This is a genomic window from Streptomyces uncialis (assembly GCF_036250755.1).
In the GTDB taxonomy this organism is placed as follows: domain Bacteria; phylum Actinomycetota; class Actinomycetes; order Streptomycetales; family Streptomycetaceae; genus Streptomyces; species Streptomyces uncialis.
This window is the reverse complement of record NZ_CP109583.1, coordinates 1,079,127-1,104,682: the sequence shown is the minus strand read 5'-3', so window position 1 is coordinate 1,104,682 and position 25,556 is coordinate 1,079,127. Positions and strand designations below refer to the sequence as shown.

Sequence of the window (25,556 nt, the reverse complement as noted above, 5' to 3'; positions counted from 1 at the left end):
GCGCGGTGTTGTCCGGCCGCGCCACCGGATGTCAGCTGCCTCAGCGGTGTCGGTCACCCTAAGGCGCGGCCGCCGAGCTTGACAACGGTTCGTGGAAGACGGTTCAGAAGGTCAGTACGGCCTTGCCGACCGAGCCGGACCGGACCGCCGCGACGGCCTCGTTGATCTGCTCGAACGGGAAGTAGGTGATCATCTTCTCGACCGGGAAGCGGCCCTCGGCGTTGAGCTCCAGCAGCTCCGGCAGGAACAGCTGCGGCACACTGGACCCGGCGACGATGCCGGTGACCGTGCGCCCGTTGAGGATGCTGCGCCAGTCGAAGCTCATCGACTCGCTCGGGCCGACGCCGATGACACCGGCACGGCCGAGCGGCCCCAGCGCCTCCACCGCGGTGCGCAGGACGTCCTCGCGCCCGGTCGTGTCGATCACGAAGTCGAACCCCTCCGGGACCAGGGCGGCCAGTTGCTCGGCGGTCCCCCCGGCCGAGGAGTCGACGCCGTGCGTGGCGCCGAAGCCGCGGGCCGCCTCCAGCTTGGCCGGGTTCACATCGACGGCGGCGACGACCGTGCAGCCGCTCAGCGAGGCGGCGATGACGGCGGACACACCGACGGCCCCCGCCCCGAAGACCGCGATCGACGCACCGGGACGTGGCCGCAGCACGTTGAACACACCGCCGGCCCCGGTCTGGAAGCCGCAGCCGAAGGGCCCGGCGCGCAGCAGGTCGTACGACGGGTCGATCCTGACGACCGCCCGCTCCGGCGCGACGACGTGGTCGGCGAACGACGACTGCCCGAGGAAGTGGGCGTTGACCTCCCGTCCCCCGTGGGTCACCGCGGTGGAGCCGTCGGGCCGGCGGCCGGAGAAGTTCAGCGCGTCGAACCCGCGGCAGTAGGCGGGCGCACCCGTGCGGCACAGCGCGCAGCTGCCGCAGGACGCGAAGGACATCGCGACATGGTCGCCCGGCCGTACGGAGGTGACGTGCGCGCCGACCTTCTCGACGACGCCCGCCCCTTCGTGCCCGAGCAGCGCGGGCGTGGGGAAGAAGCCCGCGAACTCCAGGTCGGTACCGCAGACGCCGACGGCGGCGACCCGGACGAGCACCTCGTCCGGGCGGGGCTCGTCCAGGTCCACATCGGTCAGGACGAACGGCTCTCCGGGCTGCTCCAGTAGAGCGGCGGTGGCGCGCACAGTGCCTCCTCAGTACCTCACAAAGCGAGACTGCATATTGACATGCGTGACGGGGTCGGTCAATGTTCCCTCCATGGCGGCTGTTGACTTCCCTCCTTCCCAGCACTTCATCGACGGCGAGTGGGTCGCGGCCCGCGACGGCGGGACCCTGGACGTCCTCGATCCGGCCACCCGGCAGGTGATCACCGAGGTGGCCCGGGCGGGCGGCGACGATGTCGACGACGCGGTCGCCGCGGCGCGCCGCGCCTTCCCCGGCTGGGCGGCGACCAACCCGAGCGAACGCGGGGCGCTGATCCGGCGCTGGGCCGACCTGATCATCACCGAGGTCGAGGCCCTCGCGGCCGTCGAGGCACGGGACGTGGGCAAACCACTGTCCGGGGGCCGGACGAACATGTACATCGCCCACGGCATCGTCGACTACTTCGCGGGCGCGGCCGACAAGCTCACCGGCGTCACCCTGCCCACCCGCGGTCCCGACTACCTGGGTTACACGGTCCCCGAGCCGTACGGCGTGTGCGTGGTGATCATCCCCTGGAACGTCCCCGCAGTGCTCACCGCCGCGAACGTCGCGCCCGCGCTCGCCGCGGGCAACACGGTCGTCCTCAAGCCGTCCGAGATCGCGCCGCTGGCCCCGTTCGCGCTCGCCGCGCTCGCCCACCGCGCGGGCTTCCCGCCGGGGGTGGTCAACGTCGTGACGGGCCTCGGCCCCGAGGCGGGCGTCGCGCTCACCTCGCACCCGGGCGTCGACCACATCAGTTTCGTCGGCTCCACCACCACCGGGCGGGCGATCATGACGGCCGCGGCGCGGAACCTCGTCCCGGTGAAACTGGAACTCGGCGGCAAGTCACCGAACGTGCTCCTCGCCGACGCCGACCTCGACACGGCGATCCCCGCGATCGTCACCTCCATCACGGAGAACGCGGGCCAGAACTGCTACGCCGGTGCCCGGCTGCTCGTGGACGCCTCGGTGCACGACGAGGTCGTGGAGCGGGTCGCCGCCGCCATGGCCGCCATCGAATCCGGGCCCTGGGACGCCGATCCGGACATGGGGCCGCTGGTCAGCGCCGCGCAGTTCGCCCGCGTCAGCGGCTTCCTCGAAGAAGCGCCCCGCGAGGGCGCCCGCCTCGTCACCGGTGGCGCGCCCACCGGGGAGGGGTGGTTCGTCCGGCCGACCGTGTACGACCGTGTCGACGCGAACATGCGCGTCGCCCGCGAGGAGGTCTTCGGGCCGGTCCTCGCCGTGCAGTCGTTCCGCGACACCGCCGAGGCGACCGCGCTGATGAACGCGACGGACTTCGGTCTGCTGGCCTGCATCTGGACCAACGACATCTCCCGGGCGCTGCGGCTCGCGAAGGACGTCCGCTCCGGGCAGGTGACGGTCAACCAGTTCCACGACGCGGGAGTGATCGGCTTCCCCTTCAACATGCAGAAGGACAGCGGCTTCAGCAGGGGCGGCGGGTACGCGGCACTGCGCGAGTACACCCAGGAGAAGGGCGTGGCCATCCGACTGCTGGACCGTTGAGACCGGACACCGTCGGCATCGGCCGGAGTCGTTGCGCTGCGGCGCCGCGCGCCCGGCCGCGCTCCGCACACCTCACGGGCCGACGGGTAGGTGCCCCCTGTCCGCCGAGGCGCGCCCCTGGTGCGCCTCGGCGCCTCGGCGTTGCCCTTGCGCGGGGTGACCACGGCGGCCGGTGACGACAGCGCATGGCGATCACACCTCCCGGTGACGACAGCGCTCGGTGACGACAGCGCCCGGTGTGCCGCTGACCAGCGGCCCCGGTGATTCGCGCGTACGGTGATTCGCGCGTACGGCCGACGCCACCGTCGAATGCCTCCTGGGCGCGGTCGCTGGGCCTCCCGCCCACCCGACGGAACCGAATCCGGCGTTCCCGGCCCCGCGACCTGCTCGCGGGCCGTCGGCCGTCACCCGCTCGCCGCCGAACGGCCGCCCGCCGCGCGGCGATGACGAGCCGACGCCGACCGACCCGGCACCCGCTCGCCGCTGAACGACCGGCAGTCGGCACCCGCGCGGGGATGACGGACGGGCCCCGTACGGCGATGACGAGCCGACGCCGACCGACCACTGACCCGGTACCCGCTCCCCACCCCCCTCCCCGGCCGCGCGCTCAACCCCCGGCCACCCTCGCGCGGGCGGGCCGGACGACGAACCGGCATCCGCTCGCCGCTCCGCACCCGCCAACCGGACGCGGACCACCGTCCCGCCCGCCCGTCGTGGTGGCCGCCGCGCGGCCCGGCGGACACGGCCCGCCGCGACCGTCCCCGACCGCCGTCACCCGGCCCGTCCGCCTGCGGACGGACGAAGCGCCGGCGAATCGAAGATGTGGCGCAGGAGCGTTGACAGCACTGGGCGGCGACGGTCAGAGTACCTCGCAATACGTTCCATCGCCTCACAATGCGAGACACCCAAGGGTGGGAGGCTGCGCGGTGCGAGCCATGGCGCAGCCCGATTCCGGCGGCCCGAGGCCGTGTTCCCGCTGGATGTCCCGGAACCGATGAGCGGACCGCGCGACACCGTCGCCTTCGCCGGAAGCGCGTCCACCGCGCCGAGCCCGACGAAGCACCGAACCCGTCGACCGACCACCGTCCCGTCCCCGCCGCCACGACCGCCTCGACAGGGCGGTGCCACCCAGCGAAGGAACCACGCACATGACCCGACACAGCACGCTCCTGCGTCGCGGGGCCGCGGCCGGCCTCGCCCTGACGACGGCCCTCGCGCTGTCCGGCTGCGCCGACAACGCGGCGACCGCGCCCGGCGCGACCCCCGCGGCGAAGGGCGGCAGCGCCCCCGGCCTCAAGCAGCCCGATGTCAACGGCGACGGCAAGGTCGTCATCGGTGTCCTCAGCCCCGGCGACATCAACGACCGCGGCTACTACCAGAGTTTCGTCGACTCGGCGGACGCCTTCGCCAAGGAGCAGGGCTGGACGGTCGTCAAACGCGGCAGCGTACCGCCGAGCGACGCGCTCACCGCGGCACGCGCGCTGTGCCAGCAGAAGGTCGACCTGGTCGCCATCGGCGCGAGCGAGCTCAAGACCGCCATCCCCGCCTCGGAGGAGCCGGTTTGCGGGAAGAGCGCCTGGTACGTCCCGATGCAGGCCAACATCGATCAGACCCCGAAGATCCTGCTGTCCACCGACGACCCCGAGCAGTCCATGCTCGTCGCCGGTTACGCCGCGGGCCTGCGGATGAAGGCGGCCGGACACACCAAGGCGGGCTTCATCACCGGCATCAAGGCCGACTACAGCGTCGCCGCCGCCACCGCCTTCCTCGCCGGAGTCCGGGAGATCGTCCCGAAGGCCACCCTGACGACCACCTACACCGGCGACTTCAACGACTCCGCGAAGGCCAAGGAAGCCACCCAGGCGCAGCTCAACCAGGGCGTCAAGGTCATCTACCCCTACCTCGGCGGCGCGACCGACGCCTCGGCGAAGCTGGCGAACTCCGGCGGTGCGCTGACCCTCACCCCGGGCACCGACCGGTGCGCCTCGGCGAGCCCGAAGTTCGACATCTCGGTGCTGTTCAGCCCCGGCGACTACTTCCGCGCCGGGCTGGAGGAGTTCGCCGCGAACAACCTGAAGATGGGCACGACCCGCGTATGGCAGCTGGGCGTCGACCCCTATCCCACCGTCAAGATATGCGACGCCCAGGGCGACGAGGACCAGCGGCTGGCCCAGTTCATCAAGAAGATCGGCAGCAAGGAGATCGACGCGGCGGCCGAGGTCGAGCGACTCGGCTGACGTGCCGACACCCACGAGGAAGATCAGCGATGACACCGACGACCTCAGCGGTTCCGCTTCTCGAACTGCGTGGCATCACCAAGTCCTACGGGCCGGTCACGGCCTGCGACGCCGTGGACCTCAGGGTCGACGCCGGCGAGATCCATGGACTCCTGGGCGAGAACGGGGCCGGCAAGTCCAGCCTCATGAAGGTCCTGCTCGGGCTCGTCCGGCGCGACACCGGCACCGTCCTGGTGCGCGGTGAGGAGATCGCGCTGGACAGCCCGCAGGAAGCGGCCGAACGCGGCATCGGCATGGTCCACCAGCACTTCAGCCTCATCAACGGGCTGACCGTATGGGAGAACGTGGCGCTCGGCGACACCGGCAAGGTCAACAAACAGGCAGTCTGCGCCGGTATCGCCGAGGTCTCCGCGCGGTACGGACTGCCGATCGACCCGGAGGCACGCGTCGACGGACTCTCGGCCGGCGAGCGGCAGCGGGTCGAGCTGGTCAAGTGTCTGCGGCGCGACCCCCAGATCCTGATCCTGGACGAACCCACCTCGGTACTGACCCAGGCCGAGTCGCGGGAGCTGTTCGACGTGCTCGGCCGCGTGGTGCGGGAGGAGGGCCGCGCCGTCATCCTCATCAGCCACAAACTCGCCGAGATCGCCCAGGCGACGGACCGGGTGACCGTCCTGCGCAAGGGCGCTGTCGCCTTCCGGGCGGTCACCGCCGAGACCACTCCGCAGCTGCTCGCCCGGCGGATGGTGGGCCGTGAGGTGTCGCTGGGCGAGGAAGGCGCGGCCCTCGGCCTGCTGCCGGTGCCGCGGGCCGCCGAAACAGGCGGGGGAGGACCGCGGGAGGAACTTCGGCCCGTACTGCGCCTCGCCGGACTCACCGTCGTCCAGGGCGGGGTCAGGGTTCTCGACGAGGTCGAGCTGACCGTGGGCGCGGGCGAGATCGTCGCCCTCTACGGAGTCGAGGGCAACGGCCAGGCGGCGCTCGGCGAAGTCCTCGCCGGGCTGGTCGTACCGACCGGCGGCACCGTCGAGGTCGCCGGGAGCCGGGTCGACCTGTCCCGGCCCGGCGCGCTGTCGAAGGCCGGACTCGGCATCGTGCCGGAGGACCGGCACCACAGCGGCGTCGTCCTCGACATGAGCGTCGCCGAGAACCTGACGATGAAGTCGCTGGACAAGGTCAGCGGCCGGTTCCTGCTGCGGCGGCGCGCGATGCTCGCCCGCGCCCGGCGCCTCGCGGGCGAGTTCCATATCGTCACGCCCTCGCTGGACGCGCCGGTGCGCAGCCTCTCCGGCGGCAACCAGCAACGGGTCGTGCTCGCCCGGGAACTGTCCGGCGGCACCCGCGTCCTGGTCGCCGCGCAGCCCACCCACGGGCTCGACGTCGGTGCCATCGAGGACATGTACTCCCGACTGCGCGGGGCCGCCGAGGAAGGCGTCGGGGTGCTGCTGGTCTCCACCGAACTGGAGGAAGTCATGGCCCTTGCCGGCTGGATCGTGGTGATCTCCGCGGGGCGGATCACCGGAGCGCTCCCCGCCTCCGAGGCGACCCCCGAACGCCTCGGCATGCTCGTGGGCGGTGAGGCCGCGTGAAGGCCGCCTCACCGACGGCACCGGACGACCTCGCCCGGCGCCTCCTCGCCCGGCTCCGCCCGGGGCCCGACGACCGGCTGACGGCGGGCGTCACCCTCGCCCTTGTCGCCGTCGCCCTCGGGGTGTCCGCGCTGCTGCTCACGATGAACGGCGCCTCCCCGAGCGCCTCGCTGTCCGCCATCTGGACCGGGAGCCTGGCCAACACCGCCGGATGGACGACGACGCTGCTCAACGCCGCCCCGCTGCTGCTGGTGGCGGTCGGCGCGTGCATCTGCGCGTCCGCCGGAACGTTCAGCATCGGACAGGAGGGCCAGGTACTCATCGGCGGCCTGGTCGGCGCCTGGGTCGGGCTGCGGCTGGCCGTGCCCGGACCGGCGCTCGTCGTCGTGGTGATGGCCGCCGCAGCGGTCGGCGGTGGCGCCTGGGCCGCGCTCAGCGCCCTGATGTACCGCTTCCGCGGCGTCAACGTCGTGGTGAGCACCCTGCTGATGACGTTCCTCGCCATCCAGCTCGTCACGTTCGCCGTCAGCACCCCATGGCTCCAGGAGAGCGCGCAGGGCTCCTCGGGCATCGCCGACGCGCAGTCCAACCCCCTGCCCGCGGGCGCCCTGCTCTCCGGCTTCGGGCAGTACCCGTCGCTCCAGCTCAACGCGGGACTGTTCCTCGCACTCCTCGCCGCGGTCGGTGTCGCGCTGGTCCTGACCCGCAGCCGGTGGGGCTTCCGGGTCCGGATGGTCGGACTCAACCCGCTGACGGCCAAGCACACCGGTGTCCGGGTGGCCGCGCTCGGCGGCTTCACCCTGGCACTGTCGGGCGCCTTCGCGGGCCTGGCCGGAGGACTGCTGCTCGCCAGCCCGGTCAGCCCCAACCGGCTCCAGCCCGGACTCTCGGACAACGTCGGCTGGGACGGCCTGCTCGTCGCGCTCGTCGCGCGCAACCGGCCCCTGATCGCGATCCCGGTGGCGTTCGGGTTCGCCGTGCTGCGCGCGGGCGGCGACTTCCTCTCCGCCACCGGGGTGCCCTACTACCTCGTGGACATCGTCAAGGCGCTGCTCGTCCTCGCGTTCGTCGCGCCGCCCGTCCTCGTCGGTCTCTTCCGCGGGCGTCGCGGCGCCGCACCGCCGACGCCGTCCCCCCTGTCCGTTGTCCCGATCAAGACGAAGGCGGCCGCGTGAGTGTCCTGGACAGCACCAGCACCATTCTGGCGAGCGGGGTCCGGCTGACCGTGCCGCTGGCGTTCGCCGCCTGTGGCGAGTACCTGGCCCAGCGCGCCGGAGCGATGAACATCTCCGTCGAGGCGATGATGCTCGGCGCCGCGTTCACCTCGGTCGCCACCGCGAGCGCCACGGGCAGCGCCACGACCGGCCTCGCCGTCGGCGTCCTGACCGGCCTGGTCGTCGGCTTCGTGCACGGCAATCTCTCCCACCGGGCCCAGATCAACACCTTCGTCGTCGGCCTGGTGCTCAGCGCGCTGGCGCTCGGACTGACGAGCTACCTGATCACGACGAAGCAGTTCGCCTCGCACCAGGTCGGGACGCTGTCGATCCCGCTGCTGCGGGACATCCCGCTCATCGGCGCACCGCTGTTCTCCGTACGCTGGCCCGCCTATCTGCTGATCCTGCTGGTGCCGCTCACCTGGTGGCTGGTGCAGCGCAGCCGCTGGGGCCTGGAACTGCGGGCGGTGGGGGAGAACCCGCAGGCCGCCGATGTCGCGGGCATCAAGGTCAACGCACGGCGCCGGCAGGCCCTGCTCTGGTGCGGCGCGCTGGCCGGACTCGGCGGCGCCTATCTCGCGGTCGGCGAGGTCGGATCGTTCAACCAGAACATGACCGCCGGACGCGGGTACCTCGTCATCGCCGCGGTGATCTTCGGAGCGTGGCGGCTCGGCCGTACCCTGCTCGGCTGTCTGGTCTTCGGCCTCGCCGACGCGATGCGCCTGGCGCTCCCCGCGCTCGGCGTCACCCTCAATCCGCAACTGCTCGTCGCGGCCCCGTATCTGCTCGCGCTCCTCGCCATGCTGCTGTTCGCCGGTCAGCACCGGGAACCCGCCGCCCTCGGCCGCCCCTTCCTGCGCGGTTCGACCTGACGGCACGGGGGCACACGACGGAGGACGCCGGTCCCGCGATCACGCGGAACCGGCGTCCTTGTGCCCGAAGCTCAGCCCCACAGCTCCTGGATGGTCGAGAACACCTTCTGGTTGTGCGAGAACTCGATGGTGTTGCCGTCGGGGTCGTTCACGGCGCAGATGTACCCGATGTGGGCGGCCATCTCCACCGGCTCCCACCGCAGATTGCCCGTCTCACGCGCCTTGGCCGCGACCGCGTCGACGTCCTCACGGTTGGGCAGCTCGATACCGATGTGCGCGAACGGCGCCAGCGTCGTCACCTTCTTGCCCGGCTCGATACCGAAGCGCGCCCCGACCTCGGGAATGAACTCGGCCAGGACCAGGACCAGCGGTGAGTCGACCTGGCCCTTGTTCGACAGCCAGGCGCCGCGCCCGTTGTCGTCGTCGTTCTTGGTGACCAGCACCAACGGGGTGATGCGCTCGTAGAACTCGATCGATCGGTCCAGGTCGCTGACCGGCAGGGCGACATGGGTCCAGCGGGGTTCGGTCAGTTCTGCCATGGTTCGGCTCTCCTCGTTCATCTCATGCGTCGGATTCATGTGAGTGACGCGCGTGGTGCGCTTCTTCATGTGCGGAATGTGCGGAATGTGCGTGGTGCGCTTCGTGCGGCCCGACCGCGGCGCGTGGCTGTCGCGCCGACCGGCCGTCCGGCTGTGTGGTCGTGTGGTCGTGCGGTCAGACGGTGGGCCATTTGGCCCGGTCGGGCAGACCGGAGCGGGCCACGATTCCCTCACCGGCCTTCTGGGCGCGGCGCAGCAGGTCGTCCTCGTCGACCGTCGTGCAGCGGTAGTCGTCCACGACGCGCCGCCCGTCGACGAACACGGTGTGCACACCGCGTCCGTCGGCCGACCACACAAGCTGGTTGGCGACGTTGTGCAGTGGCCGCCACTCGGGCCGGTGGGTGTCGTGCAGGACCAGGTCGGCCTTCTTGCCCGTCTCGACCGAGCCGATCTCGTGGTCGGCCTGCAAGGCACGCGCGCCGGCCCGGGTCGCCATCGCGAACGCGTCCTCGGCCGGGAAGATCCTGGCGTCACGCCGCGCGTCCTTGAACAGCCCGGCGACCAGATACGTCGCGCGCATCAGGTCGTGGTAGTTCGAGGCGTTGTTGCCGTCGGTGCCGATCGCCACGTTCACTCCGGCGGCCACCATCTCGGGGAACTTGCCGATCTGTGTCACGCCGTAGGACACCTTGAGCGCCGTGGTCGGGCAGTGCGACACATTCGTCCGGGTCCTGGCGAGCACCGCCACCTCGTCGTCGTCCACATGGACGGCGTGGGTCAGGGTCACGTTCGGGCCCAGCACGCCGATCTCGTCCAGGTGCACCATCGGCCGTTGCCCGAACGCCGCGAGGAACCCTTCGGGGTCCATCGCCGCCGGGGACATATGGGCGCTGAACCCGGTGCCGCACTCGACCGACAGCCCCTTCGCGGCCCGCCACAGCTCGTCGCTGCAACAGGTGTGGCCGATGATGATCGGCCAGGCCTGGATACGGCCGTCGGCCACCGAGGCGTACCGGTCCATCGTGTCGTTCAGACGCGCGATCGCCTGCTTGGTCGACAGCCGCAGCACCTCTGGCTCGGGTACGAGATCCCACGCCCACGGTCCGACACGGGCGCGGATGCCGATCTCGGTGAGGGCCTCGACCACCGGGTCGATGAACCGGATCGTCCCGGCTTCCAGGAACGAGGTCGTCCCGCTCTTGAGCATCTCCAGCGACGCGAGCTGGGCCGATATGTGTTCGTCCTCCTCGGTGTAGTGGGTGTGGATCGGGGTGAGCCACTCGAAGACGTTCTCCAGGAACGGGGTGTCGTCCGGGACGAAGCCGCGGGTGAGCGGTTCGCCGGTGATGTGGACATGCGTATTGATCAGTCCCGGGGTGACGACGAACCGTTCGCCCGCGATGACGGTGTCGCTGTGCCACTGGGCGGTCACGTCGGCGGTCTTGCCGACGGCCACGATCAGGTCGTCCCGGATGGCGACCGCGCCGTCGCTGATCACACGGCGCGAGTCGTCCATCGTCACGACGAGGGTGTTGACGATCAGGGTGTCGGCGGGTGCCGTGACGTTCGGGGAATTCACGAGGTGGCCTCCGGAGTGCGGGAGCGGGAGCGGATGAGGCTGACGTGCTGGCGCGGCACCGGCTCGAACGAGTCGACCAGTTCGGCTCCGGCCGCTCCGGCCCACGCGCGCAGGTCCGCGTCCGTGACCCCGAGCCCCGCGGTCGAGGCCAGCATCGTCAGTGACAGCAGCAGTTCATGACGGGCGGCGGCGCAGACGGCACCGCGGTCCTCGCCGTCGCGCCGGGCGTCGGCCGGGTCGGGACGGGGGTAGTCGACAACCACGACGACCCCGTCCGCACCGGCCAGTCGGACCGCCCGGGCGAGCAACCGCCGTGCCCGGTCGGCCGGTTCGGCGCGCAGGACATGCGCCAGGACGACGACATCGGCCGCGGCGACCGGAAGCGGGACGTCGAGGTAGTCACCCGCGACGGGGATCACCCGCTCCCGCAGTCCGGCGTCGGTGGCCGCCCGCTCGGCGATCGGCAGCACGTCCGGCCGGTCGACCGCGACGACCGTGCCGTTCGGCCGGGTGCGCAGCAGCGCGGTCAGCCATGCTCCCGAGCCGCAGCCGAGGTCCACGACCGTCGGCCGCTCCGGCCACCATCCGCGGCGCTCCAGCTCGGCGGCGACGGCTGTCGCCACCCCGGCCTGGGTCGGGCCGGTCGCGCGGACGAGCGCCGGGTACAGCTCGGTGAGACCGGCTGTCACAGCCGGATCGGGTGCGCCGGTGCGCACGGTGCCGGCCAGGCCGGGCCAGGCCGCGGGCGGTCCGGGCGAGTACCGCACGAGTGCGGCCATCGAGGCCGGGGACGCCGACACCAGATAGCGCTCGGCCACGGGTGTGAGCCGGAAGCGGTCCGCGTCGGCGTCGAGCAGTCCGAGCGCGACCAGGGTCTCCGCCAGCACGGTCACCGGGCCGGGCCCGGCCGCCCCGATCGCGTCCGCCAGCCTTGCGGAGTCCAGTCCGGTACGGGTGTCCTCCTCCGCCAGGGCGTCGAACAGACCGAGGTCGAGCGCGGCCGACAACGCCCAGTAGGAGGTGAAGCCGTTGATCACGTCCCACACCGGCGCCGGGCCGACCGGGGCGGCGGGCGCCGTGTTCATGGGCGCAGCACGATCTTGCCGGTGGCGCGGCGCGACTCCATCCGCTCCTGCGCCGCCGCGGCGTCGACCAGCGGGAACTCGCTGTCGATCGGCGTGCGGAACGTCGAGGCCCAGTAGGCGTCGAGCATCGCGGCGAACTCACGGCGGTCGTACGGGTCCGAGCCGAGCAGCTGGAGCCCGAAGTGGTAGGCGTACACCAGGTCGAACTCGGCCCGGTTGCCGGTCGTGTTGCCGAAGAACACCAGCCGCCCGCGCGGCGCGAGGCTGTACACGCCGGTGTTCCAGGTGGCCGGGCCGACATGGTCGAGCACCAGGTCGGCGCCGCGCCCGCCGGTGACCTCGCGGACGGCCGCCACGACGTCCTCGGTCGTGGAGTTGACCACCACATCGGCGCCCAGCCCGCGTGCGTACTCGGTCTTCGCGTCCGAACCGACCGTGGTGACCACACGGGCACCGGCGGCCTTGGCCAGCTGGATCAGCGCGGTGCTGACACCGCTGCCGGCCGCGTGGATCAGCACCGTCTCACCGAGGCGGACCTTGCCGATCTCGACGAGCGCGTGCCAGGCCGTCATCCAGATCGTCGGCACGACGGCCGCGTCGACCAGGTCGACCTCGTCCGGCACCTGGTGCACATTGGCCGTCGGGACGAGTACGTACTCGGCGTAGCCACCGGCCAGGTTGGCGCCGATGACCCCCGCGGTCGCGCATCTGCCGTCGGCTCCGGCGACACAGTCCGCGCAGTTCCCGCACGGCACGGCCGGGTTCACGACGACGCGCGCGCCCTCGGCGAGCGGGCTCGCGCCGCCCGTCCGGCCCTTGCCCGCGTGGCCGTTGCTCGCGGGATCGGTGTCCGGCCGCCCGTCGCCCGCCGGGCCGACCGCCGCGATGGTGCCTGCGATGTCCATGCCACTGACGTGCGGTAGGGTGAATCCGGGGATCAATGAGGGCCCGCGTCTTTGCAGGACGTCGAGGTGGTTGAGCCCACAGGCTTCGACGCGGACGAGCACCTCGTCCGCCCCTGGATCGGGCATGGGTACGTCGGCCACCTGGAGCACATCCGGGCCGCCGTGCGTTCGATGGAGTACAACCTTCATGGGAGAGACCCTCCGCTGGCTGTGGGACTTCGGTCGCCGGCCAGCGCGTCGCACACCTGGTCGGCATGCAACGGTCTCCGCGAAGCGCCGCAGGCGCTCCCCCTGACCGGTTTGTTGCCCCCCGATCAGGTCGGCCGAACGTTATGGGCGCCCGCCGACGGTTGTCAATGGCCAATACAAATCCCCTCGAACTGGGCCGGGGCGGCGGGAAGAACGCGGCCGTCGACGCGCACACCGTGACACCTGGGACGACGGTGGCGGGGGTGCCGTACAGGCGCTGAAGGCGATCACGCCGTACCGGGTCCGGTGCACCGCCGGGCCACCACCGCCGACCGCCCCGCCCTGTCCCCTCCCGCGCCGACTGCGCCCGTGACGACGCGCGTTGACTCTCCGGAATCCCCGTCCGCCTGCTGCGCGGACGGGGTTCCGCGCGTCCCCGGCCTGGCTTTGCGTATCGCTTGACATGATGCCGTCTCGCATTAAAAGATGCTTGCCATGCATGTAGTGACGACACAATCCGGCCTGGGCCGGATCGAGGACGGGGCCGTCGCCCTGCTGGACACTGCATATCCGCACGTCGGCGCGGTCCTCGCAGAGGAGGGCTCGCTACGGAGCCTGGCGTCCCGCACGGTGCGCCGGCGTATCCCGCTCGACACCGCCACGCTCATGGCGCCGCTCGGCCGACCCCGCGCGGTATGGGGCGTCGGGCTCAACTACACGTCCAAGGCGGCCCGGACCGGCCGGGCGCTGCCCGGGGAGCCGATCCTGTACCTGGCCGCGTCCTCAGGCGTGCCGGCACCCGGCGCGCGGGTGGTGATCCCGGGGGCCGCGACCGAACCCGACTACGAGGGGGAGATCGCGGTCGTCGTCGGGCGCCGGCTCTACCAGGCGGCCGAGGCGGACATCTGGCCCGCGATCGCCGCCGTCACCGCCGCCAACGACATGACGGCCCGCGATGTCATGCGCACCACGGGAATCCCCGCCCTGGCCAAGAGCTACCCGGGATTCACCCCGATCGGCCCGTCGCTGCGCACCCCCGACGACCTGCCCGACCGCGACGCGATCCGCGTACGGACCCGGGTCAACGGCACGCTCCTCCAGGACGACACGAGCGCCGGGATGATCTTCCCGATCCCCGATCTGCTCAGCAGGCTGTCATGGTTCGCCGCGCTCGAACCCGGCGACGTCGTCCTTACCGGAACCCCGGCCGGCACCGGCCAGGACCGCGCGTGCTTCCTCGCCGACGGCGACGAGGTACGGGTCGAGGTGGACGGTGTGCTGCCCCTCGTCACCCGCGTCGTGCGTCCCTCGGACGCCCTGGCGCACGACCACCGGCTGACCGAACCGGTCAGCTGACCGCCCCACACCCTGGAGACCACACCGATGTCCATCTCCTCCGTGCCGTCCTACGACCTCGTCCTGGCCGGCGGCACCGTCATCGACCCGGCATCGGCCACGAACGCCCGGCTCGACGTGGCGGTCACCGGTGACCGCATCACCGCGATCGGCGAGGGTCTGGCGGCGAACGCGGCCCGCACGATCGACGTCACCGGCTCCACCGTGCTGCCGGGCCTCGTCGAGGGCCACACCCATATCTTCCAGTACGTCTCCGCCGTCGGCGCCCCCGCCGAGGAAGCCCATCTGCGCCGGGGCGTGGTCGCCGCGGCGGACGCCGGAACGGCCGGCGCCTCGACGTTCCCGGCCTTCCGCAAGCTCGTGGTCGAGGCGAACCCGCTGCGTATCGTCAACTTCCTCAATGTCTCGGTACTCGGTCTGATCGACTTCAGGTTCGGTGAACTGCTGAACCCCGACACCCTGGTCCCCGAGGACGCGCTCGCGACCGCCGAGGCCCACCCCGACATCGTGCGCGGCTTCAAGATCCGTCTCTCCGAGGACGTCGTCGGCGAGAACTGGGAACCGCTGCTGAAGAAGTCCGTGTCCCTGGCCGAACAGGCCGGTCTCCCGCTGATGCTGCACATCGGCGAGACCGCGGAGCCGCTGCCCGTCGTCCTGGACTATCTGCGCCCCGGCGACATCGTCGCGCACTGCTACACCGGCAAGCCGCACGGGATACTCGACGGCGACCGGGTGCAGCCCGCCGTGACCGCCGCCCGTGAACGCGGTGTGCTCTTCGACTCCGCCCACGGCCGGAGCAACCTCAGCTTCGAGGTGGCGCGCCGGGCGATCGCCGACGGCTTCCTGCCCGATGTCCTCAGCTCCGACACCAGCGCCCGCAACTGGCACGGCCCGGTGTTCGACCTGCTCACCAGCATCTCCAAACTGGTCGCGCTCGGCGCTCCGCTGGAGGAGTGCGTCCGGCGCGCCACCGTCGCCCCGGCGCGGCTGCTCGGGCTCGACACCGAGGGATACGGGCGGCTGGAGGTCGGCGGACGGGCGGATGTCACGGTCGTCACCGAGACCGAGGAGGTCACCCTGCCCGACGCCGCGGGCAACGCGATCCGCGCGCCGCGCCTGGAGCCGACCGTGGTGCTGCACGGCGGCGCCGAGATCGACATCGTGCCGTGGCGCGGCCTGCGATCGGCCTGACCCCCACGCACCCGGACGGGGACCTGACACCCACGCTGTGCGCTGCCGGGGGGCGGACCTGACACCCGTACTCCCGGCCGGGACCTGACACCCGTACTCCTGGCCGGGACCAGACACCCGCACTCCCGGAAGAGGATCGGATGACCACCGGTGACGTCCATCTGTCGCGCCGCCGACTGCGCGCGGCCCTCACCGCGGGGAAACCCGCCGTCGGTACGTTTCTCAAGCTGGCGTCACCCGACGTGGTGGAACTGGCCGCCGCGGCCGGGTTCGCGTTCGTGGTCGTCGACCTCGAACACTCCACCCTCACCGAGCGGGACGCCGTCGGCCTGGTACGCCACGCGGACCTCTGCGGCCTGCCCGCACTGGTCCGCGTGCCCGAGGTGGACGCCGCCGCCGTCAACCGGCTCCTGGAGGCCGGGGCGGCCGGCGTCCAGCTCTCCATGCTCACCCGTGTCGCCCAGACCGAGGCACTGGTGGCGGCCACCCGGTTCGCTCCGGCCGGCCGCCGGTCGGTGAGCCTGGCCAACAGGGCCGCCCGGTTCGGCGCGGCGCCACTCGCCGGGTTCCTGCGTAGCGAGCGGGACGACCCGCCGGTGCTCGTGGGCCAGATCGAGACGGCGCGGACCGACCCGCTGCCGGAGCTGGTCGCCGCGCTCGACGTGTGCTTCGTCGGCAGCACCGACCTCGCGGTCGACCTGGGGCTGCCGGCGGACCCGGCGGTGCTCCGGGCCGCGGTGGACCGGGTGGGAGAGGCCGCCCGTACCGCGTCGGTGGCGTTCGGCGGCTGGGCGCCGAGCCGGGGCGCCGCGGCGGGCCTGGGTCTCGGTGACGCCGGCTACCTCATGGTCGGTTCGGACCTTCAGTTGTTGGCGGCCGGTCTGCGGGCCGCCGCCGGAGAGGAATGTCAGTGAGCACACACAGCGCGGCACCGTTCAACACCGTGGTCAACTGGGACGAGTTGCCGGTGACCCAGGTGCGGCCGGGGGTCCGCCGTCGTATCTATACGACGGACGAGGTGATGATCTGCCACCACGAGCTGGAGGTCGGTATGACGCTCAACCCGCACCGGCACGAGGACTTCGACCAGCTGGTCCATATCGCCGAGGGGCGCGCGAACTACTACGTGGACGGTGTCGCGCACGATATGCGCGCGGGATCGTTCCTCCTCGTACCGCGCGGCAGCGAGCACTACGTGGAGCCGACCGAGGCGCCCTGTGTGAACATCGACTTCTTCGTCCCGCCGCGCGCCGACCTGCTTCCCTGACCGACGAACGGCCCACCAGGCCCACCACGGCGGCCCACCAGGCCCACCAGGCCCACCAGTGCACGCGATATCGCCGCGTCCCGGCACAGCCCCGAGGTGCCGGGACGCGGCGGTGGGCCCACCGCCGCCGCGATGGGCCCACCGCCGTTGCCGTCGCGAGCGGGTCAGCGACCGCCCGGTGAGCCGTCGGAGTTGCCCAGCCGCTGCGACAACGCGCGCGCGGTCTCCAACAGGGCTTGCGCCATGGGCGACTTGACGTCGTCGGGCACGGTCGCCGTCGTACCGACGATCGCGAGCGTCCCGCTGATCTCGTCGCCCTCGAAGATCGGCGCCGCGATGGTGCGGACCCCGTTGACCGTGGGGGAGTTGACCGACAGCCCGTGCTCCCGGATGGCGTCGAGCTCCTCGGTCAGCTCGGCCGACCTGCGGACCGCGCGCGGCAGCGACGGGACCTGCTCCGGGGGCAGCAGCGCGAGGAAGACGCGTCCCTGCGCCGAGGACGTGAGGTTCAGACGGGAGCCGACCCGGACGCTGATCCGCACCATGTGGTCGGTGTTGTCCACCGAGCGCACCACGGTCGCGGACTCGCCGTCCCAGACCGACAGCACGATCGTCTCGTCGATACGCCGGACCAGTTCCTCCATGTACGGCTCGGCGGCGGCGACGATCGGCAGACCGGCCCGCGCCGCCGCGGCGAGCGTGAGCACCTGGGGGCCGAGGGAGTACAGCGAGGTGCGCTCGTCGTAACGCAGCAGGTTCGCCGCCCGCAGTGCCTTCGTGTAGCGGTGCGCGGTCGCCTTGCTCGCCCCGAGCCGCGCGGTGATCTCGTTGAGGCTCATATGCGGTTTGCCGACCGTGAACGAGCCGAGGATCAGTGCCGCGCGCTGCACCGTCTGGATGGTCGGGGCGGTCCTGTCGGGACCGTCCTGCTCGCCGGTGCCGGGCTGCACCTTCGTGGCCATGGATATCCACGCTCCTGTCCGTGCTCAGTCACATCAGTAAGGACGTCAAATGAAACGCTATCTTATATAGCGCGACGGCAAGGGGGTGCGCGGAGAGGGTCGGGAGGCTCATCCACGGCGCACGACGGCGGTGAACGGGGGCCGGGCGCCCGGAAGTCGATCGTGCGCCCCCCCGTTCACCGCGTCGCCGGTGCGGGGATCACGCGTCGGTGGAGTGTCCCGGGGTGATCGAGCGTGCCGGGTCGAGCATGCTGGCGATGTGGTTGACGGCGAGGGCGGCTTCGCCGAAGCCGATCGAGATGAGGCCGACCCTGCCGTCGTAGTCGGCGATGTCGCCGGCCGCGAACACCCGCTCCCGGCTGGTGCGCATCGTGGGGTCGACGAGGATACGGCGGCGGCGCAGATCGAGCCCCCACCGTTCGACCGGGCCGAGGTCGGCGATGAAGCCGAGCGCGGCCACCACGGCCTGGGCGGGCAGGGTGATCAGCTCGTCGTCGGGGCCGGAGACCACGACCTCCGACAGCGGCCCGTCGCCGGACACCTTGCGGACCTCGTAGGGCGTGAGCACCCGTACCGAGGACGCGCGCACCTGCTCGACGGTGCGTTCATGGGCCCGGAACCGGGTGCGCCGGTGCACCAGGGTCACGGAGGAGGCGATCGGCTCCAGCGACAGCGCCCAGTCCAGCGCCGAGTCCCCGCCGCCGACCACCACGACGTCCTGCCCCGCGAGTTCGCCCAGCCGCGGCACGAAGTACCGCAGCCCCCGGCCCAGATACTCGGAGCCCACCGGGAGTTCGCGCGGGACGAAGTTGCCGATCCCGCCGCAGACGAGCACCGCGCCCGCGGTGATCCGGGTACCGGCGTCGGTGGTGGCGAGGATGCCCCCGCCGGTGTCGTCGAGCTCCGTGACCCCGTGGCCGAGCAGGAGGACGGGGTCCCACCGGCCCGCCTGCTCGGCGAGCCGGTCCACCAGCTCCTGGCCGCGGACGGCGGGGAATCCGGCCACGTCGAAGATCGGCTTCTCGGGGTACAGCGCGGCGATCTGGCCGCCCACCTCGGGCAGGGCGTCGGCGATCGCGACGCTCATCCCGCGAAAGCCCGCGTAGTACGCGCCGTACAGCCCCGTGGGCCCGGCGCCGATGATCAGCAGATCGACGGACACCTCGGCGTCGGCGCCCGTGGTCGCGGGGCCTGTCACGTCCCCACCTCGGGGTGGTCATGGCCGACCCGGCCGACCTTGCGGGCCCCGCCGGGCGATCCGAGCGGCGGGGTCCCGAGGGCGAAGAACTCCGCGTTCACGCGCTCGGCCCCTTGGCTCCCCTCCGGCAGGTCCTCGTGATGGAAGATCGATATCTGCGGGCAGACGGGTTCGCAGCGTCCGCATTCGACGCATTCGTCCGGCTGGATGTAGAGCATCCGGTCGCCCTCGTAGATGCAGTCGACCGGGCACTCCTCCATGCACGACTTGTCCATGACGTCAACGCAGGCCTGAGTGATGACATACGGCACGAGTTTGTTGCCCTTCACACGGTCGCACAGAATGCGAGACGGTGTATTTCAATGCGATACAGGATGATGGCTCCGCCCACCCCTGATGTCAACGGGTCGGGACGGATGTCCGACACCTGACGGATGCCGGTCGGGGGCGGATGCCCGACGCCTGGCGCCGGCCGGTCGGGGCGGATGTCCGACGGCTGACGCCAACCGCTCGGGACGGATGCTTGACACCGCCGATCGGCTGGGAGACGCTGATTCGACATACGAGATGGCGTCTCACGTAGCGTCACTCGGGTCGGGACTTGTGAGAGGCAAACTCGCCATGGGAAGCAATCCCCGGACCGCCCCAGCGCCGATGATCGTCGAGGACTGGGACCAGCTCACCTTCCGGGTCAACCGCGAGGCCTACCGCAGCGCGGAGGTCTTCGCCCGGGAACGCGGCTGGGTGTGGATGCACACCTGGCTCTATCTCGGGCACGAGACCGAGATCCCCAACCCCAACGACTTCAAGGTCCGCACCCTCGGCGGCCGGCCGCTCATCTTCTGCCGGGACAGCGCCGGCGAGGTGCACGCGTTCCTCAACTCGTGTCCGCACCGGGGCACCGTGCTGTGCCGCGAGACCGAGGGCTCCACCCGGCTCTTCCAGTGCTTCTACCACGCCTGGACCTTCCGCAACAACGGTGAGGTCGCCGCGATCCCCGACGCGGGCGCCTACGAGTCGAGCGACGAGTTCCGGGCCTCGATGGGGCTGCGCGGTGTGGCCCGGCTGGAGATCCACGAGGGCTTCGTCTTCGTCTCCTTCGACCCCGACGTCCCACCGCTCCTCGACCACCTCGGCGACGCCGCCGACTACATGACGATGATCGAGCAGCAGCACACCGGCGGCATGACCACACTGCCCGGAACCCAGCTCTACAGCGTGCGCGGCAACTGGAAACTCGCCGTCGAGAACGCGATGGACGGCTACCACTTCGCACCCACGCACAACACGTTCGTCGGCTATCTGCGGGAGAGCGGCTACGCCGTCACCGACGACGACCAGTACGCCTACAACCTCGGCAACGGCCACGGCCTGCTGGTCCTGACCGGGCACGGCGGACGGATCAGCATGATCTGGGAACCGCGCTTCGGCGAGGACGAACGCGTCCGCACCGACGCCCACCGGGCCGAGATGACACAGAGGCTGGGGGAAGAACGCGCACACCATGTGGCCGACGAGAGCCACATCCTGTTCGTCTTCCCGAACCTGCTGCTGTTCGACATAGAGGGCCTGTCCATCCGGCAACTGGAACCGGTGGCGGCCGACCAGACCGATGTACGCGCCTGGCAGCTGGTCCCGCGCACCGAGGACCCGGAGACCCGCGCCCTGCGGATGAAGACGGTCGTCAGCTTCGTCGGCCCGGGCGGACTCGCCACCCCGGACGACATCGAGGCATACGAAGCGGTCCAGCGCGGCATCCAGGCCACCGCGGGCAACGGCAGACCCGAACTGGACTTCAGCGATATGTCGCGCGGTATGGCCGACGAGGTCAAGGGCGTCCAGGGCCGGTCGATCGACGAAGGCGCGATGCGGGGCTTCTGGCGCCACTGGGTGGAAGCCGTGGGGCTCGACGGCGGCGCCGAGATCAACGGCGAACGTCCCGCGTCCTTCCTGGTGGGGAGGGATCTGCGATGACCGCGATCAGCAACAGCGGCACGGTGCGGTGCGCGGGCCGCACCATCACCCGGCCCGAGGTGGAGGACTTCCTCTACGCCGAGGCCGACATCCTCGACCACTGGGACTACGACGGCTGGCTGACGCTCTTCGAGCCCGGCGCCCGCTACGAGATCCCGACCACCGACCACCGGCCCGGCTGGTCGCCGCACGAGACCGGATCGTTCGTCGACGACGACTGGGACCTGCTCCGCGCCCGGGTCAAGCGACTCAAGTCCCGCAAGGCGCACGCCGAGAACCCGCACTCACGCACCCACCGGCTGGTGTCCAACGTGCGGCTGTCCGAGGACACGGCGGACTCCTTCCGGGTGGCGGCCGCCTTCGTGGTGCACCGCGCCCGCGACGGGCACTTCGACGCCTACGTCGGGTGGTACGACCATCTGCTGATGCCGACCGACGACGGACTCCGGTTCCGTCTGCGCCGCTCCGTCCTCGGCCATGAGTCGCTGGCGGCGGGCGCCCGGCTCAGCTTCATCCTCTAGCCGACGACGGATGGTGACCCGATGATCAGGCACACCCTGTCCTTCCGCTTCGCCGACGACGCCGACCGGGCGGCCCGCGAGTCCGTACTGGACGAACTGCGCACCTTCCCGGACCGCTACCCGGCCATGCGCGGCTTCGTCCTCGGCGAGAACATCAGCACCCGCGACCGGACCTTCACCCACACGATGGCCGTCGACTTCGACGGCCAGGACGACCTGCTCGCCTATCTCGGCAGCGAGTCCCATGAGCACTTCGTGCGGACACGCTGGCGCCCGGTCATCGCCCAGCAGGCCATCACCTCGTTCGAGTTCACCGAGCGTGCGCCGCTCCTGGAAGGAAGGAACCCGCCGGTGAGCACCCGCCCGCACGGCCCGTACGGCATGGAGTACGCCCGGATCGAGGTCCCGGACATGCAGGAGACCATCGACTTCCTCCAGTACCACGTCGGACTCCAACTGGAGCAGCGCACCGACGAGTACGCCTATCTGCGCGCCGACATCGAGCACCACGCGATCGAGCTGATCCACGCGCCCGCCCGCACCGACGGATGGACGACCGCCGTCGGCTACAGCGTGGCGAGCGAGGAGATCCTTGGGCAGCTGCACAAGAACGTCCTCGACGCCGGCCTCGAAGTCCTCGAACTCCAGGAACGGCAGCGGGCGCTCTGCGACAACGGCTTCGCGGTGAAGGACCCCAACGGCCTCGTCGTCGAGCTCTTCACCGAGTTCCAGGAGTACGCCGAGCCCCCGCACATCGAGATACGGCCGCTCGACCTGGTGCACCCCTTCATCGCCACCGCGAAGTTCGAGGAGACCCTGGACTTCTACCAGCACGTCCTGAGGTTCCTGCCCTCGGACCATGTCGTCGGCTCGACCACGTTCCTGCGCTGCGAGGACCGCTACCACCACAGCCTCGCCGTGCAGAAGAACACGGAGCACTACGTCGCGCACCTGTGCTTCGCGATGAAGAGCCTCGACCACGTCATGCGGATGCGCGCCCGCGCACTGTACAAGGGCGCACCGATCGCCTCCGACATCGTCAACCACTCGGCGTCGACGTCGATCGCGTTCTACATGCACGACACGCGCTTCGGCCCCCGCTACGAACTCTGCGACGACCACCGCGTGTTCACCCCCGAGGAGCACGAGACGCACCGCCCCCGCAGGATGCCGGCCGACCCGCGCAACATCGACGTATGGCGTCCGGCCTCCGACGACTGGGGACGCTTTTGAGACAACCGCTGCTCGACGTCCTGCGGCTGCTCGACACGACCCCCGCCCCCCGGGGCGAGGAGCGGACGGCCGCCCACCGGTTGCGCGGCTGGTGCGCGGACCGGTGGCCGCACATCGAATGGCGGGTACTGGAGCACGGCCCCGCGGGCGGCAGCCTGGCCGCCACTCACGGGGCCGGGCCCCTGCTCTACTCCCACCTCGACACCTCGCTGGACGAGGACGGCGCGGGCATCCGGCTCGTCACCGGCGACACCGCGCCGGTCGGCCCGCTCCGTGTCACCGGCGACCTGCTCACCGGCTTCGGTCTCGGGGTCGCCCGGGCACCGGCCGCCGCCGCGCTGGTCGCCTTCGCCGAGGCGGGTGCCGGGCGGCTGCTGCTCGCCGGCTCCGGGACACACCGCCGCGCCGGCGGGATCACCGGCCTGGAGTCCTACGCCGGAACCTACCCGCTGCCGCGCTCCGCGATCGTGGCCAAGTGCGGCCCGCCCACGCTGCTGTGGCACGAGCCGGGCGCGTTCTACCTGACCGTCCGGGTGACCGGCCGCTCCGGGGCGGCGATGGCGGCGGAGTCGGCCGCGCCGCCCGGCGGAGTGGTCGCCTCCGCCGGCGTCGTACTGGACGAGCTGTCCCGCTGGCGCACGGCGTACCTGGCCGCCGACCCGCGGGCCGGACAGACCGGTCGGGCCTGCGGCGTCGGCGCGATCAGCGGCGGCTGGCCGGACAAGCCGGACCTGCTGCCTGCGCAACTCCGCGTCGACCTGTACGTCGTCGCCGGTGATCCGGTGGAGTCGAAGGCGCTGGCGGCCGAACTGGCCGACCGGTTGCGGGCGCGCTGCGCGAGGTCGGCGCTGCGCAACTGCGCGGTCGACGTCGAGGCCGAGCCGCTGGCGACGGCCGCGGCCACACCGGTCGACGCCCCGGTGGTGACGGCCGCCCGCGCGGCCTGGCACGACGAGTTCGGCGCGCAGCCGCCACCGGTCACCGGCTGGACCGGATCGACCGACGGAGTGGTACTGCGCGCCCTCGGCGTCGAGACCGTGCGCCTCGGCCCGCGGGCGCAACCGGCCGCCGACGACCCGCGTCGCGATGAACTGTCCCTGACCCGGTTGACCGCCTACGCGCGCGTCTACCGAAGGCTGTTGAGGGACCTGCCGACGTAGCCGGGAGCACCCGGTGGTCACGAGGAAGACGTTCGGGCCGCCTGCCCCTCGCGGGCACCGTACGGACGCACGACCGGTCGGCCCTCACCGAATTTCCTATTGATTCCCGGCGTGCGCCGGAGCTTTCCCACCGAGCGGACTTCCCTTTCACCGCTGTCACGGACCCGTACGAATGAAAGGAGCCGTTCCCCTCTGTCGGGCGGATGTCCATCCCGGTGTCATGGAGAGCCAGCGGAAATCCCCCACAACAGGGAGCGGTGGAATCATGCGTGGAATTCGTAGCAGGGCAGGCGGGTTCGCGGTCCTCGCGGTGATCGTGGTCGGCGGTACGGGAGTCGCCGTGGCCATCCAGCCGGAGAGCCAGGTCAGCGGTACCGGTACACAGCAGGAAGCCGAGCCCCGGGTGGATTACACCGGCGTCATCAAGGGCCCGAACAACGCGAATGTCCGCAAGGTGAAGGACGAGAGCCAGAACAACCAGCTCTGGGGCCTGGTCTACAACACGGAGACGGTCCGCCTGGCGTGCAAGGGCGTCGGCGCTGGAACCACTTGGTACCAGCTCGCGGGTCAGCCGAACAGATGGATCGTCGACTACAAGCTCGAAAAGCTGACCCCCGGAATCCCCAACTGTCCCTGACCTTTCCCGGAGACACCGACGAAGCACCGGCGCTCCGCACGGTGACCCGTCCGGCGCGCACTCTCCCCGGACCCGGCCAGGTGGTCGGCCGTCACCCGGCCCGCACATGCCCCGGACTTGGCTCGCACCAGGCCAGATGCTCGGCCGCCGGGTCGTCCGGTCCGATTCTCTCGCCGGTACGGGGCGACGGCCCGGCTCCGGTGCCCAACTCGGACGATTCCCCGATGCGCGGTACGCGGATGGCGTGGCACGGTAACGTCCCCCCGGACCTGGGAACGGCCGCGGAGGGGACGTGTACCTGATGTCGCACAGCAACACCGTCGGCGGGCGCGAGCCCCGCGGCCTGATTCTCGACTTCGCCGGTGTGCTGACCGCCAGACCCCGCACCGTTCTGCGCGCGTGGTGCGTGTCCGAAGGGCTGGCGTCGGGCGCGTGGGGCGATGCACTCGGCGCCCACCCGATGGGACGGCGGCTCTACGCGGCCCTGGAGATCGGGGAGATCGGGCAGGCCGAGTGGAACGAGCGCACAGCGCCGCTGCTCGGTGGACACATCGATCCGGTGAACCTGATGGGCCGAGCATGGGCCGAAGTGCCACCGGCCCGCCGGATGATCGCACTCGCGCACGCCGCGCGGGCCGCGGGACACCGCCTCGCCCTCCTGTCCAACAGCTTCGGTCTCGACCCGTTCAATCCGTACGAGCATGTCGGCGTCTGGGATCTGTTCGACGTGCACGTCGTGTCCGAACTGGTGGGCATGGCCAAGCCTGATCCGGCGATCTACCAACTCACCCTGGAACGGCTCGGGTTGCCCGCCGAGCGATGCGTCTTCGTGGACGATCACGCGGTGAACCTCCCCCCAGCGGCCGAACTGGGAATCACCACCGTTCATATGACGCACGAGTCCGCCGCCGTGGCCGAACTGGAAACACTCCTCGGCGTCACGGCCCTCCCGACGGGGTGAGCCCTCATCCCGCGCCGCCCTCGGGGCTTGTCCGCGCATCGCGCTCTTCCGACCGCGACGGTGAGTCCGGGGCGGCTGCCCATGACCGTGCATCGACTGCCGCAGGCGCTGTTCCATGAGGTTCCAGGGGAACCCGTGGGCCCTTCACCTGTGCCCAGCGGGCGCTGATTCGTACCGGC

The 25,556-nt window shown here is 71.3% G+C and carries 23 protein-coding genes; 15 read left to right on the top strand and 8 right to left on the bottom strand.

The genetic code is table 11. The features are described from left to right. Nucleotides 1-103 precede the first annotated feature (103 nt). Nucleotides 104-1,186, bottom strand: coding sequence for an NAD(P)-dependent alcohol dehydrogenase (locus OG711_RS04250; RefSeq protein ID WP_329558426.1), 1,083 nt, complete (start codon nt 1,184-1,186; stop codon nt 104-106). A 73-nt stretch (nt 1,187-1,259) separates the two neighbouring features. Here OG711_RS04250 and OG711_RS04245 point away from each other — a divergent pair, with 73 nt between their 5' ends. From OG711_RS04245 to OG711_RS04225, 5 genes are all read left to right on the top strand, one after another. Then, complete coding sequence (locus tag OG711_RS04245) at nt 1,260-2,708, top strand: aldehyde dehydrogenase family protein (RefSeq protein ID WP_329558425.1); 1,449 nt, start codon at nt 1,260-1,262, stop codon at nt 2,706-2,708. Between the two features lie 1,148 nt (nt 2,709-3,856). Further along, the gene (locus OG711_RS04240; RefSeq protein WP_073786538.1) at nt 3,857-4,945 is read left to right on the top strand and encodes a BMP family ABC transporter substrate-binding protein; all 1,089 of its coding nucleotides are present in this window, start codon (nt 3,857-3,859) and stop codon (nt 4,943-4,945) included. A gap of 29 nt (nt 4,946-4,974) precedes the next feature. Beyond that, complete coding sequence (locus OG711_RS04235; RefSeq protein WP_329558424.1) at nt 4,975-6,534, top strand: ABC transporter ATP-binding protein; 1,560 nt, start codon at nt 4,975-4,977, stop codon at nt 6,532-6,534. Next, a complete protein-coding gene (locus tag OG711_RS04230) occupies nt 6,531-7,709 on the top strand; it encodes an ABC transporter permease (protein WP_329558423.1) in 1,179 nt (392 codons plus the stop codon). The genes OG711_RS04235 and OG711_RS04230 overlap by 4 nt, the downstream gene beginning before the upstream one ends. Then, nucleotides 7,706-8,620, top strand: coding sequence for an ABC transporter permease (locus OG711_RS04225; protein WP_329558422.1), 915 nt, complete (start codon nt 7,706-7,708; stop codon nt 8,618-8,620). The genes OG711_RS04230 and OG711_RS04225 overlap by 4 nt, the downstream gene beginning before the upstream one ends. A gap of 71 nt (nt 8,621-8,691) precedes the next feature. On the opposite strand, the gene OG711_RS04220 is transcribed toward OG711_RS04225, so the two are convergent. The 4 genes from OG711_RS04220 to OG711_RS04205 all read right to left on the bottom strand — a co-directional run bounded on the left by OG711_RS04220 (nt 8,692) and on the right by OG711_RS04205 (nt 12,854). Beyond that, complete coding sequence (locus OG711_RS04220; protein WP_079184591.1) at nt 8,692-9,159, bottom strand: VOC family protein; 468 nt, start codon at nt 9,157-9,159, stop codon at nt 8,692-8,694. 175 nt (nt 9,160-9,334) lie between these two features. Further along, on the bottom strand, nt 9,335-10,738 hold the full coding sequence (locus OG711_RS04215; protein WP_329558421.1) for an amidohydrolase family protein: 1,404 nt from the start codon (nt 10,736-10,738) through the stop codon (nt 9,335-9,337). Continuing rightward, complete coding sequence (locus tag OG711_RS04210; protein ID WP_329558420.1) at nt 10,735-11,823, bottom strand: class I SAM-dependent methyltransferase; 1,089 nt, start codon at nt 11,821-11,823, stop codon at nt 10,735-10,737. Before OG711_RS04210 ends, OG711_RS04215 begins: the two co-directional genes overlap by 4 nt. Further along, on the bottom strand, nt 11,820-12,854 hold the full coding sequence (locus OG711_RS04205) for a zinc-binding dehydrogenase (RefSeq protein ID WP_329563615.1): 1,035 nt from the start codon (nt 12,852-12,854) through the stop codon (nt 11,820-11,822). Before OG711_RS04205 ends, OG711_RS04210 begins: the two co-directional genes overlap by 4 nt. Before the next feature lie 558 nt (nt 12,855-13,412). On the opposite strand from OG711_RS04205, the gene OG711_RS04200 reads away from it, so the two are divergent. The 4 genes from OG711_RS04200 (at nt 13,413) to OG711_RS04185 (ending at nt 16,731) form a co-directional block, all read left to right on the top strand. Further along, entirely contained in the window at nt 13,413-14,273 is an 861-nt protein-coding gene (locus tag OG711_RS04200) for a fumarylacetoacetate hydrolase family protein (protein ID WP_329558419.1), read from the top strand. A gap of 27 nt (nt 14,274-14,300) precedes the next feature. Then, a complete protein-coding gene (locus tag OG711_RS04195) occupies nt 14,301-15,464 on the top strand; it encodes an amidohydrolase family protein (protein WP_329558418.1) in 1,164 nt (387 codons plus the stop codon). 140 nt (nt 15,465-15,604) lie between these two features. Next, nucleotides 15,605-16,378 carry an HpcH/HpaI aldolase family protein gene (locus OG711_RS04190; RefSeq protein WP_329558417.1) on the top strand — a complete coding sequence of 258 codons (774 nt, stop codon included), beginning with the start codon at nt 15,605-15,607 and terminating at the stop codon, nt 16,376-16,378. Continuing rightward, the gene (locus OG711_RS04185) at nt 16,375-16,731 is read left to right on the top strand and encodes a cupin domain-containing protein (RefSeq protein ID WP_266505500.1); all 357 of its coding nucleotides are present in this window, start codon (nt 16,375-16,377) and stop codon (nt 16,729-16,731) included. Before OG711_RS04190 ends, OG711_RS04185 begins: the two co-directional genes overlap by 4 nt. A 164-nt stretch (nt 16,732-16,895) precedes the next feature. Here OG711_RS04185 and OG711_RS04180 read toward each other — a convergent pair whose 3' ends face one another. From OG711_RS04180 to fdxA, 3 genes are all read right to left on the bottom strand, one after another. Continuing rightward, nucleotides 16,896-17,693: an IclR family transcriptional regulator gene (locus OG711_RS04180; RefSeq protein WP_073786518.1), complete on the bottom strand. Its 798-nt coding sequence runs from the start codon at nt 17,691-17,693 to the stop codon at nt 16,896-16,898. Between the two features lie 199 nt (nt 17,694-17,892). Next, the gene (locus OG711_RS04175) at nt 17,893-18,891 is read right to left on the bottom strand and encodes an NAD(P)/FAD-dependent oxidoreductase (protein WP_329558416.1); all 999 of its coding nucleotides are present in this window, start codon (nt 18,889-18,891) and stop codon (nt 17,893-17,895) included. Then, entirely contained in the window at nt 18,888-19,202 is a 315-nt protein-coding gene (gene fdxA, locus OG711_RS04170; protein ID WP_073787716.1) for a ferredoxin, read from the bottom strand. Before fdxA ends, OG711_RS04175 begins: the two co-directional genes overlap by 4 nt. Nucleotides 19,203-19,512: 310 nt before the next feature. Here fdxA and OG711_RS04165 point away from each other — a divergent pair, with 310 nt between their 5' ends. The 6 genes from OG711_RS04165 to OG711_RS04140 all read left to right on the top strand — a co-directional run bounded on the left by OG711_RS04165 (nt 19,513) and on the right by OG711_RS04140 (nt 25,377). Continuing rightward, complete coding sequence (locus OG711_RS04165; protein ID WP_178390985.1) at nt 19,513-20,865, top strand: aromatic ring-hydroxylating oxygenase subunit alpha; 1,353 nt, start codon at nt 19,513-19,515, stop codon at nt 20,863-20,865. Then, a complete protein-coding gene (locus OG711_RS04160) occupies nt 20,862-21,386 on the top strand; it encodes an aromatic-ring-hydroxylating dioxygenase subunit beta (protein WP_329558415.1) in 525 nt (174 codons plus the stop codon). Before OG711_RS04165 ends, OG711_RS04160 begins: the two co-directional genes overlap by 4 nt. A gap of 21 nt (nt 21,387-21,407) precedes the next feature. Further along, entirely contained in the window at nt 21,408-22,619 is a 1,212-nt protein-coding gene (locus OG711_RS04155; RefSeq protein ID WP_329558414.1) for a Dabb family protein, read from the top strand. Beyond that, entirely contained in the window at nt 22,583-23,779 is a 1,197-nt protein-coding gene (locus OG711_RS04150) for a hypothetical protein (RefSeq protein ID WP_329558413.1), read from the top strand. Before OG711_RS04155 ends, OG711_RS04150 begins: the two co-directional genes overlap by 37 nt. 265 nt (nt 23,780-24,044) lie before the next feature. After that, a complete protein-coding gene (locus OG711_RS04145) occupies nt 24,045-24,416 on the top strand; it encodes a hypothetical protein (RefSeq protein ID WP_143201211.1) in 372 nt (123 codons plus the stop codon). Between the two features lie 301 nt (nt 24,417-24,717). Next, entirely contained in the window at nt 24,718-25,377 is a 660-nt protein-coding gene (locus tag OG711_RS04140; protein WP_073787712.1) for an HAD-IA family hydrolase, read from the top strand. Nucleotides 25,378-25,556: the final 179 nt, after the last annotated feature.